Raw genomic sequence first — 12,101 nt, 5'->3', positions numbered from 1 at the left:
CGGCGACGCAGCCGCGAGGGACTGTCTCTCTGTCCTCTACCGACTACCGTGAGGCGGGTACGTCCGAGAGGAGGGCGATGGCGATGCGGATCGCGGTTGCCGGAGCGACAGGCCGCATCGGGGAGCTGACCGCCGACGCGCTGGAGCGGCAGGGGCACGACGTCGTACGCATCAGCCGCTCGCAGGGCGTGGACCTGATGACAGGCGACGGGCTGGACGAGGCGCTCACCGGGGTCGAGTCAGTGGTCGACACGACCAATGTCGCGGCAGCCGAGCGGTCGGAGACGATGGCGTATCTGGGCGGCCTCACGCGCAACCTGCTGGCGGCCGAGCAGCGTGCCGGCGTACGGCACCACGTGCTGCTGTCGATCGTCGGCATCCACCGGGTCGACGACAACGCCCACTACGCGGGCAAGCGGGAGCAGGAGCGACTGGTCGAAGGCGGGCCGGTGCCGTGGACGATCGTCCCGGCCACCCAGTTCCACGACTTCGCCGCCATGGTCACCGGCTGGACCGAGCGCGACGGCGCCGCCACCGTCGCGCCGCTGCTGGTGCAACCGATCGCACCCCGGGACGTCGCCGACATCCTCGCCGAGGTCGCTGTCGGCGAACCGCAGGGACGCCACGTCGACATCGCCGGACCCGCGACGGAGGATCTCGTCGACATGGCCCGGCGTACCCATGTGGCGCGTGGCCGTCGGGTCCGGCTCGTCCCGACCTGGTCGGGCGTGTTCGGCACGTCGATGGCCGGCAACGTGCTGCTGCCCGGCGACGACGCGCGTATCGCGCCGACCAGCTTCGACGACTGGCTAGCGGCCGGCGCCCGGTGACGGGGTGACCGCGGCCACGACCAGGTCGACGATGCCGTCGGCGTAGTCGTCGGTCAGCGGGCCGTTGCGCAGCAGCCAGCGGTGGTACAGCGGACCGAACAGCAGCTCCACCACCAGGTCCAGGGGAGCGTCGGGGCGGACCTGGCCGGCCTCGCGGGCGGCCTCCAGCCGGGCGCGGACCGCGGTCAACTGAGGGCGGAGCAGCCGGTCGCGCGCCTGGGCGGCGAGGTCCTCGTCGGTGAGTGTCTCGATGGTGATGGCGCGGGTGGTGGCGGACAGCCGTGGATCGGCGAACTCGGCGACGGTGGCCCGGAGCACCTCACGCAGGTCGGTGCGCAGGTCACCGGTGTCGGGCAGGGCGATGACCTGCGGCAGGCCGTCGGCGAGCGCGTCCAGAATGACCGCGCCCTTGCCGCGCCACCAGCGGTAGATGGTCTGCTTGCCGACCCCGGCGCGGGCGGCGATCGCCTCGACGGTCAGCGCCGGGTAACCGGTCTCGGTCAGCAGCTCCAGTGCGGCGGCGAGGATCGCGCGGCGGGACTGCTCGTTGCGGCGGCTGGGCTGCGGGGTCACGCCACGAGCCTACAACGAGACGAGACGTATCGTCTTGACGGGATGCCGGCACCGTGCTCTGCTGTGACGAGACGAAACGTCTCGTCTCACCGAGTTCAGGAGACCCCGTGCCGCACATCGCCATGGTCAGCATTCCGTTCCACGGCCACGTCAACCCGAGCCTGGAGATCATTCGTACCCTCGTGCGGCGCGGCCACCGGGTCACCTACGCCAACGACCCCGCCTTCGCCGAGGTCATCCGGTCCACCGGCGCGGAGCTGAAGCCGTACGCCTCGACGCTGCCCGGCGACGGCGGCGCCGAGATCGAGGACCCGATCGATCAGCTCACGCTCTTCCTCGACGACGCCATCGCCATGCTGCCGCAGCTACGGGCCGCCTACGCCGACGACCGGCCGGACCTGTTCCTCTACGACATCGCCGGCGCGCCGGCGCGCCGGCCCGGCTGCTCGGCGAGCAGTGGGCGATTCCGGCCGTCCAGCTCTCCTCGACGTTCGTCGCCTGGGACGGCTACGAGCAGGAGATGGCGGCGGTCGTGGAGGCGATGCGGGCCGACCCGCGCGGCGCCGACTACTACCGGCGGTTCACGGCATGGCTGACCGCGGAGGGTTCGTCGGTCACCGACAGCATGGCGTTCCAAGGGCGGCCGGTGCGCAGCCTCGTCCTGCCGCCGGAGGCGCTCCAGCCGCACGCCGACCGCGTGGACCGGTCGGTCTACAGCTTCGTCGGCCCGGTCCTGGGCGACCGCGCCGACCAGGGTTCCTGGGTACGACCGGAGCACGCCGAGAAGGTGCTGCTCGTGTCGCTCGGCTCCGCCTTCACCCAGCGGCCCGAGTTCTACCGCCGCTGCGTCGCCGCGTTCGGCGACCTGCCCGGCTGGCACACAGTTCTCCAGATCGGCCGGCACGTCGATCCGGCCGAACTCGGTTCCGTCCCGGACAGCGTCGAGGTCCACCGATGGGTGCCGCAGCTGGCCGTACTGGAACAGGCGGACGCCTTCGTCACCCACGCCGGCATGGGCGGCAGCAGCGAAGGTCTCTACTGCGGGACGCCGATGATCGCCGTACCGCAGGCGGCCGACCAGTTCACCAACGCCGAGCAGTTGGCCGCCCTCGGCGTCGCCCGGGTCGTCGACTCGGCCGGCGTCACCGCAGCGGAGCTGCGTGCGGCGCTGCTGGCCCTCACGTCGGACCCCGCCGTGGCGGCCCGCACCGCCGAACTGAAGCGGCAGGCCCGCGCCGCCGGGGGCGCGGACCGGGCCGCCGATCTGATCGAGGCCGAACTCGGTGCCAGGTGCGGCGGGTGAGGCGTGGTCGCGGCGGGATCCCGCCGCGACCACGCCACGGTCAGTCCTCCGCCAGGACGGTGAAGGTGAATCCGGTGCTCGTCGGACGGTTCAGCGGGATGTCGCACTTGACCCGGCGCAGCACCTCGGACCGGGTGAGGCCGAACCGGTGGGCGATGAGCCGGTCCGGGCGTACCGGCACCGGGTCGTCGAACGTGACGTTCACCTGGACCGGCCACCCGTCGAGCGGCACGACCGGCGCGTCCAGGCGCCACGCGCCGGTCCAGTCGAGGGTGAAGCGGCAGCGCCGGGCGAACGCCGGGTCCAGCAGTGTGGCCGCCACCAGATCGGGATCGTTGAGCTGGTGGCCGTGCAGATCGGCGGGATCGAACGAGCTGACCGCCGCCCGCTCCCGGACGGTGAGCTTGCTGGTCCGGTCGCAGGACACGCAGTGCACGAGCAGCCACACGTCCAGGATCTTGCCGTTGGCGTTGACGCGGAACCGGCCCCGGGCGGCGGTGGCCGACTCCGCCCGGCAGGTGACGCAGCGCAGCGACAGCAGCGGAAGGCGGGTCCGGCGTACGACCCAGGGCAGCACGATATGCGGTTGGGATGACATGGAGACCTGATCTCTGAAGACCTGACGCGAGGCCGATTACGCGCGGCCTCGGACGCTGTGGCCGGGCGCGCGAGGGCAGCCCGGGGAGCCGGCACGCAGGCGCCGGCTACAGGCGTGGGGAACGTGTCAGGTTCTAGAGAGCAGGAGGGGTCACGCGGAGTCGTCCTTCTTCGCTGCGACAGAGGTGCGGGAAACGTACGGGACGCCGGAAACCGCGCTCAACCCGTTTTCCGGCGCCCACTGCGGTGCGCCGCCTGTCACTTCACTCAGTAAAAGTTTGCACTCACTGCAAGATCGCTCGTAGAGTCCTGGCGTGACCTCGGATCAGGGCCGCCCCGGCCTGCGTGACCGCAAGAAGCGGCAGACCCGCGCCGCCCTCAGCGCCGCCGCGCTGCGCCTGGTCGCCGAGCGCGGCCTGGACCAGGTGACGGTGGAGGAGATCAGCGAGGCCGCCGACGTGTCGGCCCGCACCTTCTTCAACTACTTCCCCAGCAAGGACGAGGCGCTGCTCGGCGACCAGCCGACCGACCGCGAGGTGCTGGCCGCCCGCGTCGTCGCCGCGCCACCGGAGCTGTCCGCGTTCGACGCGCTGCGACTGGCCTTCGACGACGTCGTCGAGGCCATCGAATCCGACCAGGAGGTGTGGCTGCTGCGCCTGCGGGTGATCGCGGCGAACCCGTCGCTGCTTCCGCGCCTGATCAGCGGCAACGCCGAGACCGAACAGGTGATCGTCGCGGCGGTGGCCGCCCGGCTGGGGCTCGACCCGTGCCACGGCCACCCGACGCTCGTCACCACTGTTGCCGGCGCGGTCCTGCGTACTGCCCTCATGCAGTGGGTCGAGCGACCCGACACGACGACGCTGCGGGAGCTGACCGCCGACGCGTTCGCCGCCGTCGCCGCCGGCCTGCCCGATCCGCACGCCTCCACCTGAGCCATTCGTACCGGCCGCCGCCGTCGCGCGGCCGCTCGCCCGTGCACACGACAAGGAGTTCGATGACCACCGCCACTGTTCCGCCCGCCGAAACGGGTACGCGGATGTCACGCCGGGAGGTCCTCCAGGCGTTGTCCGGCCTGATGGTCGGCATGTTCGTGGCGATCCTCGCCTCGACGGTGGTGGCGAACGCGCTGCCGCGGATCATCGCCGACCTCAACGGCAGCCAGACCGTCTACACGTGGATCGTCACCAGCGAGCTGCTGGCGATGACCGCGACGGTCCCGCTGTGGGGCAAGATGGCCGACCTCTACAGCAAGAAACTGCTGATCCAGTTGTCCCTGGGCCTGTTCGTGGCCGGCTCGCTGGTCGCCGGCTTCACCCCGAACGTCGAGGTGCTGCTGCTCAGCCGCGTCATCCAGGGCATCGGCGCGGGCGGCATGACCGCGCTCGCCACGATCGTCATGGCGGCCATGATCCCGCCGCGTGAGCTGGGCCGGTACGCCGGCATCTTCGGCGCCGTCTTCGGCGTCGGCACCATCGCCGGCCCGCTGATCGGCGGCGTCCTGGTCGACACGTCCTGGCTGGGCTGGCGCTGGTGCTTCCTGATCGGCGTGCCGTTCAGCCTGCTGTCGATCACGCTGTTGCAGAAGACGCTGCACCTGCCGGTGGTCCGCCGCAAGGTCCGCATCGACTGGCTCGGCGCCCTGCTGATCACCTCGGGCGTGTCCACGCTGCTGATCTGGTCGTCGCTGGCCGGGAACAAGTTCGACTGGGTGTCCGGCTGGACCGCGCTGCTGGTCGGCGGCGGGCTGGCGCTGCTCGCGCTCGCCGTGTTCGTCGAGTCCCGCACCGAGGAGCCGATCATCCCGCTGGGCATCTTCCGCAACCGCACCGTCAGCCTCACCACGATCGCGAGCATCCTCGTGGGCGTGGCGATGTTCGGCGGCACCGTGTTCCTGTCGCAGTACTTCCAGACCTCGCTCGGCAAGTCGCCGACGGCGGCCGGCCTGATGAGCCTGCCGATGGTCCTCGGTCTGCTGGTCTCCTCGACGGTGGCGGGCCAGCTCATCACCAAGTACGGCCGGTGGAAGATGTTCCTGGTCGCCGGCGCCGCGGTGATGACCGTCGGCATGCTGCTGCTGAGCACCATCGACGCGAACACGAGCGTGCCGGTGCTGTCGGTGCACATGGCGGTGCTGGGCGTCGGCGTCGGCATGCTGCTGCAGAACCTGGTACTGGCCGCGCAGAACGACGTGCCGGCCGCCGAGCTGGGCGCGGCGACGTCGGTGCTGACGTTCTTCCGCAGCATGGGCGGCGCGGTCGGGGTCAGCGCGCTCGGCGCGGTACTGGCGAACCGGGTGACGTCGCTGACCACGGAGAAGCTCGGCCCGCTGGCCGGCGGGGGCGGTTCGGCCGAGGTCCCGGACCTGTCGGCCCTGCCGGAGCCGGTGTTGCGCGTCGTGCAGGAGGTCTACGGCACCGCCACGTCGGAGATGTTCCTCATCGGCGCGCCCTTCGCGCTGCTCGCCCTGATCGTCGTGCTGTTCATCAAGGAGAAGCCGCTGAACACGCTCAGCGGTGACGAGCGCCGGGCCCGTGAGGAGGCGGCGGCTGCCGCCGGGATGCACTGACCCGCCCGATCGAGGGCCGCCCCCGCAATCACCCGGGGACGGCCCTCGTGCGTACGGTCAGCGTTGCGTGCGGTCGTTGATCTCGGTGCCCGACTCGCCGGGCACGGCGCCGATCGACTCCTCGGCGGCCCGGCCACCGGTGCTCTCGTCGCCCTGCTTCAGCGAGCTGCGGGGCAGCCCGGCCAGGTGAGCCGGGTCCTCGATGGGCTGGGGCGGCCACTGGTCCTGCGTACCGTCGGTCACCCCGGCGCGGCGCAACGCCTCGACCAGTTGGTCCGGCGACAGGCGGTCGACCTCCTGTATCCCGGCCCCGCGCGCAATCGCCTGCAGTGTCTTCAGGTCTTCGCTCACGAATGTCTCGGCCATGCCCGAGCCTTCCCAGCGCCCAAGACAAGGAAACCCGGCGGGCGCCGACGGCCTGCCCACCCCGAGCCGTCGATCATGAAGTTGTACCGGGCAAAACGGACGCGGAGCGCCGTCAACTTCATGATCGATGCGGAATGAGAGGTCTGGTCAGCGGCGGGCGGGTTTGCGGTCGGGGCGCGGACGGTCCCGTTCCGGGTCGACGCCCACCTGCACGGCGAAGGCCGGGTCCACGGCGAGCAACGGCCGGGGGCCGAACAGGGCCATCCCGGTCAGCAGCGTGTCGGTGTCCCGGCCCTGCCAGGTGGGACGGCGTTCCGGGTCGAGATCGGCGTGCTCGCGACGCAGCCGCCGCAGCAGCCGGCGGGCGGCCGAACCGGTCTCCGGCACCTCGGTCAGCCACCAGCCACCGAGCGCGGTGGCCAGGCAGCACAGCAGCAGCCCCGCGACCGAGGCGGGACCACCGGCGGAACGCCCCTCGACGGCGCTGTCCACGAGCCGGGTCAGCCCGACCGCGGCGACCGCGAACAGCGGCACCGTGCCCAGCGCGATCCGCCGCCGCTGCGCGCGGGTGAGCAGCCAGCCGTCGCGGACCAGCCGCCCGACCGTACGGCGCAGCGCCCGGCCCACGTCCGGGTCGGCGAGCACCGCCGCCCAGGTCTGCGGGCGGCGCAGCGCACTGTGCAGGGCACGCACCAGCGCGGGCGAGCCGGCCGGGGGCGGCCCCTGCGCGTGCAGCGTGGCCAGCTCACCGATCTCGACGCCACCGGCGCGGCGCAGCGCGGCCACCCCGAGCTGGCAGGCCAGCAGCGCCCGGTCGGTCAGGTACGCCAGCTCGACCCGGTCGGGCGTCGCGCCCCGGGTACGGCGGCCGGTCAGTTCGCGTACCGCCACAGCGATCACGACGGCTACGGCGACCGCGCCGAGGTAGTCGAGGAGGAAGATCGGCCCGCTGACTCCCCAGAGCATGGCGGCAAGTATGTCAGGAGCCGTGGCGTACCTCGGTGTCCCAGATCTGCGACCACGGACGGCGCAGCCCTCGGGCCACGAAGATCGGCTCGCCGTTCTCGTCGTTGTCGACGTCGACCCGCTGGTCGACCCGGCCCGCCTCGGTGACGTCGGTGAACCAGGCACGCAGCCGGTCCGGGCGGGACCAGCCGACGACGATCACCACGTCCGCGCCGTCGGGCGGCCGACCGAACGTGGCCATGCTGTTGTGCCCGGAGTACGCGCGCGGCAGTCCCCGCTGCGGCCCGTACCGGGCCAGCGCGCCGGCCTCGCCGTAGTTGCCGGTCAGCACCACCGCCCGGTCGCGCTCGGCCGCGGGCAGGGCGCGGTGCACGGCGGCCACCGAGTCGGCGAACTCCGGCCAGCCGATGGTCTCGCCCGCGTCGTAGTTCGCCGCCACCACGAACCCGGGCAGCCGGTCGGCGGGCAGCGTGGGCAGCAGCAGCACCGCGCTGCCCGCGGCCATCAGCACGGCGGCGGTGACCAGCAGCGCCTGCCGGACCCGCGGCGCGCCCCGCCGCGCCCACTCGACGGCCGGCACCACCCCGGCCGCGGTGAGCACCAGCAGCAGCGGCGCGTCGTAGTAGCCCTTGCCGCCGGCCACCACCACGATCGCGACCACCACCAGCCAGGCCCAGGCCAGCGACCGGTACGCCGCCCAGGACGGCCGGCGCAGCAGCGCGACCAGCCCGGCGACCCACACCGGAACCGCGAACGGGCTGATGATCAGGAACTGGAGCACCACCGCGTCGATCCGGCCGCTGTAGGAGCTGTCGCCGTCGGCGATCGACGCGGCCACGTCGAGCTGCGGGAAGCCGTGCGCGGCCTGCCACGCCGCGTACGGCACGGCGAGCAGCACGGCGACGCCCGCACCGGCGAGCACCCACCGGTCGCGCAGCAGCCGACGCGGACCGGCGATCAGCACCCCGGCGACCAGACCCACGCCGAGCAGGGCGGGCAGCGGCTTGTTGAGCAGGCCGACGCCGAGCGCCAGCCCGGCGCCGAGCGCCCACCGGGTGTCGCCGGTGCGCAGCATCCGCACCACGCACAGTGCCGCGGCCAGCCACACCAGCAGGTCGACGCTCGTGGTGCTGAGCAGGTGGCCGCCGGCCAGCACGATGCCCGAGGCGGCGGCGAGCACCGCCGCGGCCGTCTGGGCGACGCGGTCGGCGCCGAACTGCCGGGCGATCGCGGCGACCAGGACCACCGCCGCGCCGCCGATGAACGCCGACGGGGTACGCAGCACCACCAGGTTGCCCGGCGCGATCGTGTCGGCCAGCCGCGCCAGCGCCGGCACGAGGGGCCCCTGGTCGACGTAGCCCCAGTCGAGGTGCCGGCCGCAGAGCAGGAAGTACAGCTCGTCGCGGTGGTAGCCGTAGCGGCCGGCGAGCGACAGCAGCACGACGGTGAGGACCGCGCCCACCACCAGGGGCGCGGCGGTACGCGGACCGGCGGGCGGCGGGCCACCGGGCGCGGCGGCCTGGCTCCGATCGAGGTCGGCGACTGATTCGGCCACCTGCCCATGATGGACCGCACCGGCGGGCCGCCGATGCCCCGCGACCCTCGGCCGGGTGGACGGAAACCGGTGGCCGGACGGCCGGGCGACGGCTAGCGTGCCCGGCGATGCTGATCCGTGACTGCACCGACGCCGACTGGGACCAGGTCTGGCCGATCTTCGCCGACGTCGTCACCGCCGCCGACACGTTCCCGTACGACCCCGCGTGGCCGCCGGACGTGGCGCGCGACGTGTGGCTGGAGCGCCCGCCGGGGCGTACCTCGGTCGCGGTGGACCACGACGGCACGGTGCGCGGCACCGCGAAGATGGGCCCGAACCGGCCCGGGCCGGGTTCGCACGTGGCTACCGCGAGCTTCATGGTCGCGGCGGACGCGCGCGGCCGGGGTGTGGGCCGTGCGCTGTGCGAGGAGGCGCTGGACTGGGCCCGGCGTCAGGGCTTCGCCGCGATGCAGTTCAACGCCGTGGTGGAGACCAACACGGCGGCGGTGGAGCTGTACCGGCGGCTGGGCTTCACGGTGATCGGCACCGTGCCGGAGTCGTTCGCCCACCCGACGCTGGGCCGGGTGGGGCTGCACGTCATGCACCGCCGGCTGTGAACCGGCGGCCTTCCTGCCGGGCCCGGGGCAGCGGCGGCCGGAAAACGCCTCGCCGGATCCGGCGGGTTGCTGACAGGCTGCCCGTCATGACCGCTCATGCCCTCGCCGGGGCGCTCGCCGACGAGCGCCGCCGAACCGTGTTCGCCGCGATCGTGCTCGGCGCCCGGGACGTGCCGGCCGTGGTGACCCGCACCGGGCTGCCCGCCCGCGACGTCGCCGTGGCCGTACGCCGTCTCACCGACGCCGGTGTGCTCGCCGACGACGGGGACGGGCTGCGGGTCGACGCCGAGCGGCTGCGCGAGTTCGCCCGGGCCGGGGCGACGTCGCCGGCGGCCCCGGCGGCGAACCCGCGCGAGACGATCCTGCGCACGTTCCTGCGTGACGGCGCGCTGACCCGGTTGCCCGCGCAGCGGGGGCGCCGCCGCGTGCTGCTGGAGCACATCACCGAACGGACCTTCGAGCCGGGGCTTCGTTATCCGGAGCGGGAGGTGGACGACGCGCTGCGCCAGTGGTGCGAGGGCGGCGAGGCCGACCACGTGACGCTGCGCCGCTACCTGATCGACGACATGCTGCTCACCCGCGAGCAGGGCGTCTACTGGCGGACCGGGCCGTGAGCGGCTGGAGCACCCACGTCGCGCGTCCGGACGAGCCGGACGCGGCGCTGATGCTGCGCGAGTACATGGCGGAGATGGTGCGCCGCTGGTACGACCGTCCGGAGCGGCCCGGTGAGGTGGACGCCGCGCTGGCCGAGGACCCGAGCGACGACCTGGCCGCGCCGAGCGGGCTGCTGGTGCTGGCCCGCCGCGACGGCCGCCTCGCCGGGTGCGCCGGGCTGCGGTGGCAGCCGGACTGGGCCGAGCTGACCCGGGTGTATGTGCGCCCGGAGCACCGGGGCGCCGGTGGCGGCGCGGCGCTGATCGCCGCGATCGAGGCGTACGCGAGCGGCGGCGGGGCGCCGCGGATCCGCCTGGACACCCGCTCCGACCTGGTCGAGGCGCGTGCCTTATATGCCCGGCACGGCTACCGGGAGATTCCCGCCTTCAACAGCGGCCCGTACGCGCAGCACTGGTTCGAGAAGGCGCTCCCGGGCCGAGTTGACGACGCGGCGGAGGCGCGCTAAAACAGAACCAGGAGCTTGAGTCACCCGGACTCAACTTGAGACCTTGGGCCAGGAGAACCGAGGAGGCAAGAGCCATGTTGATGCGTACCGACCCGTTCCGCGAGATCGACCGGATCGCCGAGCAGTTCTTCGGCACCGCCGCCCGGCCCGCCGTCATGCACCTGGACGCCTACCGCGACGGTGACCACTTCTACGCCGCGTTCGACCTGCCCGGCGTCGACCCGGACAGCATCGACTGCACCGTCGAGCGCAACGTGCTGACCGTCCGCGCCGAGCGCCGCCGCCCCAGCGGCGAGAACGTCGAGCTGGTCGCCGCCGAGCGTCCGATGGGCACGTTCACCCGGCAGCTGTTCCTGGGCGACACGCTCGACACCGACCGGCTGGAGGCCGGCTACGAGAACGGCGTGCTGACGCTGCGCATCCCGATCGCCGAGCGCGCCAAGCCACGCCGGATCACCGTGGCCACGCCCGCCGAGGGCAACGGCCGCCGCCAGCTCACCACCGCCTGAGCACGTCAGGCCGACGCGGGGAAGGCCGGAGCACCGGCCGACCCCGCGTCGCCGTGACGACGGGTCCGCGCGCCTCGTCGCCAAACCCCCCGCCGGCTGAGAACCTTTCTCACATGCTTCGCCCCGAGGTGCTGCCCCGCGCCCGCACCGCCGCCCTGCCCGCCGGCCCCGCCGATGTCACCGAGGCGTGGCTGCGCAACCGGCGGCTGTCCGAGCACACCCGCGACGCGTACCGCCGCGACGTCACCGGCTGGCTGAGCTGGTGCGCCGAGCGTGGGCTCGACCCGCTGCGCGCCACCTTCCTCGACGTCAACGCGTACGGCCGGGAACTGGAGTCCACGCCGCGCGGGCGCGACGGCCGGACGCTCACGCCGGCCACCGTGGCGCGCCGGCTGTCCGCGCTGTCGAGCTGGTACGACTTCCTGGCCAAGCTGGGCGCGGTGACCGCCAACCCGGTGTCGGCGGCGGACCGGCCCCGGGTGGACCGGGACCACTCCGCCACTGTCGGCCTGACCCCGGAGGAGGTCGACGCGCTGATCGCCGCCGCCGAGGCCGACACCGGCCCCACCGCCGCCCGCAACCGGGCCGCCGTCGCGCTGCTGGCCGACCTGGGGCTGCGGGTGGGGGAACTGGTCGCGCTGGACGTGTCCGACCTGGGCACGGAGCGCGGTCACCGCAGCGTCCGCTTCATCGGCAAGGGCGGCAAGGTACGCCGGCGCGCGCTCACCCCGGGCACCGCGTACGCGGTCGACGCCTACCTCGCCGTGCGGGCCGCCGCGCAGGGTGTCCCGGCGCCGGAGCTGACCGGTCCGCTGCTGGTCACCGCGACCGGCGCCCGGCTGGACCGGCACGCGGTGTTCCGGCTGGTGCGCCGCCTCGCCCAGCGGGCCGGGATCGCCGCGTGGGCGAAGCTCTCGCCGCACTCGCTGCGCCACGCGTTCGCCACCACGGCCCGCTCCGAGGGGGTGCCGCTGGAAGACGTGCAGGACGCGATGGGGCACGCCGATCCGCGTACCACCCGCCGCTACGACCGGGACCGGCACAACCTGGACCGCGACCCGGCGTACGCGATCTGGGCGGCGCGGGCGCGCCGGCGCGGCTGAGCCGTCATACCCGCGCC

The 12,101-nt window shown here is 73.5% G+C and carries 13 protein-coding genes and 1 pseudogene; 9 read left to right on the top strand and 5 right to left on the bottom strand.

Annotated elements, in window-relative coordinates:
• The first annotated feature begins 83 nt into the window (after positions 1-83).
• Positions 84-830 carry an SDR family oxidoreductase gene (locus tag ACSDG8_RS01550; RefSeq protein WP_439428022.1) on the top strand — a complete coding sequence of 249 codons (747 nt, stop codon included), beginning with the start codon at positions 84-86 and terminating at the stop codon, positions 828-830.
• Here ACSDG8_RS01550 and ACSDG8_RS01545 read toward each other — a convergent pair.
• Positions 810-1,403, bottom strand: a complete 594-nt coding sequence (locus tag ACSDG8_RS01545) for a TetR/AcrR family transcriptional regulator (RefSeq protein WP_439427553.1) — start codon at positions 1,401-1,403, stop codon at positions 810-812. The two genes, ACSDG8_RS01550 and ACSDG8_RS01545, sit on opposite strands and share 21 nt — an antisense overlap.
• 122 nt (positions 1,404-1,525) lie before the next feature.
• On the opposite strand from ACSDG8_RS01545, the pseudogene ACSDG8_RS01540 reads away from it, so the two are divergent.
• Positions 1,526-2,706 (top strand): annotated as a pseudogene (locus ACSDG8_RS01540) (macrolide family glycosyltransferase).
• A gap of 40 nt (positions 2,707-2,746) precedes the next feature.
• On the opposite strand, the gene ACSDG8_RS01535 reads toward ACSDG8_RS01540, so the two are convergent.
• Positions 2,747-3,283 carry a DUF1062 domain-containing protein gene (locus ACSDG8_RS01535; protein ID WP_307856262.1) on the bottom strand — a complete coding sequence of 179 codons (537 nt, stop codon included), beginning with the start codon at positions 3,281-3,283 and terminating at the stop codon, positions 2,747-2,749.
• Positions 3,284-3,617: 334 nt separating this feature from the next.
• Here ACSDG8_RS01535 and ACSDG8_RS01530 point away from each other — a divergent pair, with 334 nt between their 5' ends.
• Both ACSDG8_RS01530 and ACSDG8_RS01525 read left to right on the top strand, forming a co-directional pair.
• Positions 3,618-4,235 carry an acyl-CoA-like ligand-binding transcription factor gene (locus ACSDG8_RS01530; RefSeq protein WP_439427552.1) on the top strand — a complete coding sequence of 206 codons (618 nt, stop codon included), beginning with the start codon at positions 3,618-3,620 and terminating at the stop codon, positions 4,233-4,235.
• A gap of 62 nt (positions 4,236-4,297) precedes the next feature.
• Positions 4,298-5,869 (top strand): MDR family MFS transporter, encoded by a 1,572-nt coding sequence (locus ACSDG8_RS01525; RefSeq protein WP_439427551.1) that lies wholly within the window; start codon positions 4,298-4,300, stop codon positions 5,867-5,869.
• Positions 5,870-5,926: 57 nt separating this feature from the next.
• On the opposite strand, the gene ACSDG8_RS01520 is transcribed toward ACSDG8_RS01525, so the two are convergent.
• From ACSDG8_RS01520 to ACSDG8_RS01510, 3 genes are all read right to left on the bottom strand, one after another.
• Positions 5,927-6,235 carry a hypothetical protein gene (locus ACSDG8_RS01520; RefSeq protein WP_210900562.1) on the bottom strand — a complete coding sequence of 103 codons (309 nt, stop codon included), beginning with the start codon at positions 6,233-6,235 and terminating at the stop codon, positions 5,927-5,929.
• A gap of 147 nt (positions 6,236-6,382) precedes the next feature.
• Positions 6,383-7,201 (bottom strand): TIGR04222 domain-containing membrane protein, encoded by an 819-nt coding sequence (locus ACSDG8_RS01515; RefSeq protein ID WP_210900559.1) that lies wholly within the window; start codon positions 7,199-7,201, stop codon positions 6,383-6,385.
• Positions 7,202-7,214: 13 nt separating this feature from the next.
• A complete protein-coding gene (locus ACSDG8_RS01510) occupies positions 7,215-8,756 on the bottom strand; it encodes an ArnT family glycosyltransferase (protein ID WP_439427550.1) in 1,542 nt (513 codons plus the stop codon).
• 107 nt (positions 8,757-8,863) lie between these two features.
• On the opposite strand from ACSDG8_RS01510, the gene ACSDG8_RS01505 reads away from it, so the two are divergent.
• The 5 genes from ACSDG8_RS01505 (at position 8,864) to ACSDG8_RS01485 (ending at position 12,084) form a co-directional block, all read left to right on the top strand.
• Positions 8,864-9,352: a GNAT family N-acetyltransferase gene (locus tag ACSDG8_RS01505; protein ID WP_439427549.1), complete on the top strand. Its 489-nt coding sequence runs from the start codon at positions 8,864-8,866 to the stop codon at positions 9,350-9,352.
• An 86-nt stretch (positions 9,353-9,438) separates the two neighbouring features.
• Positions 9,439-9,966 carry a DUF2087 domain-containing protein gene (locus ACSDG8_RS01500; protein WP_439427548.1) on the top strand — a complete coding sequence of 176 codons (528 nt, stop codon included), beginning with the start codon at positions 9,439-9,441 and terminating at the stop codon, positions 9,964-9,966.
• Complete coding sequence (locus ACSDG8_RS01495) at positions 9,963-10,472, top strand: GNAT family N-acetyltransferase (RefSeq protein ID WP_439427547.1); 510 nt, start codon at positions 9,963-9,965, stop codon at positions 10,470-10,472. The genes ACSDG8_RS01500 and ACSDG8_RS01495 overlap by 4 nt, the downstream gene beginning before the upstream one ends.
• A 74-nt stretch (positions 10,473-10,546) precedes the next feature.
• Positions 10,547-10,981, top strand: coding sequence for an Hsp20/alpha crystallin family protein (locus ACSDG8_RS01490; RefSeq protein WP_030504676.1), 435 nt, complete (start codon positions 10,547-10,549; stop codon positions 10,979-10,981).
• Positions 10,982-11,094: 113 nt separating this feature from the next.
• Positions 11,095-12,084 carry a tyrosine-type recombinase/integrase gene (locus ACSDG8_RS01485; protein WP_210900547.1) on the top strand — a complete coding sequence of 330 codons (990 nt, stop codon included), beginning with the start codon at positions 11,095-11,097 and terminating at the stop codon, positions 12,082-12,084.
• Positions 12,085-12,101 lie beyond the last annotated feature (17 nt).

The organism is Micromonospora sp. LA-10, assembly GCF_051853095.1.
GTDB lineage: Bacteria > Actinomycetota > Actinomycetes > Mycobacteriales > Micromonosporaceae > Micromonospora > Micromonospora echinospora_A.
This window is presented reverse-complemented; position numbering and strand designations above follow the sequence as displayed.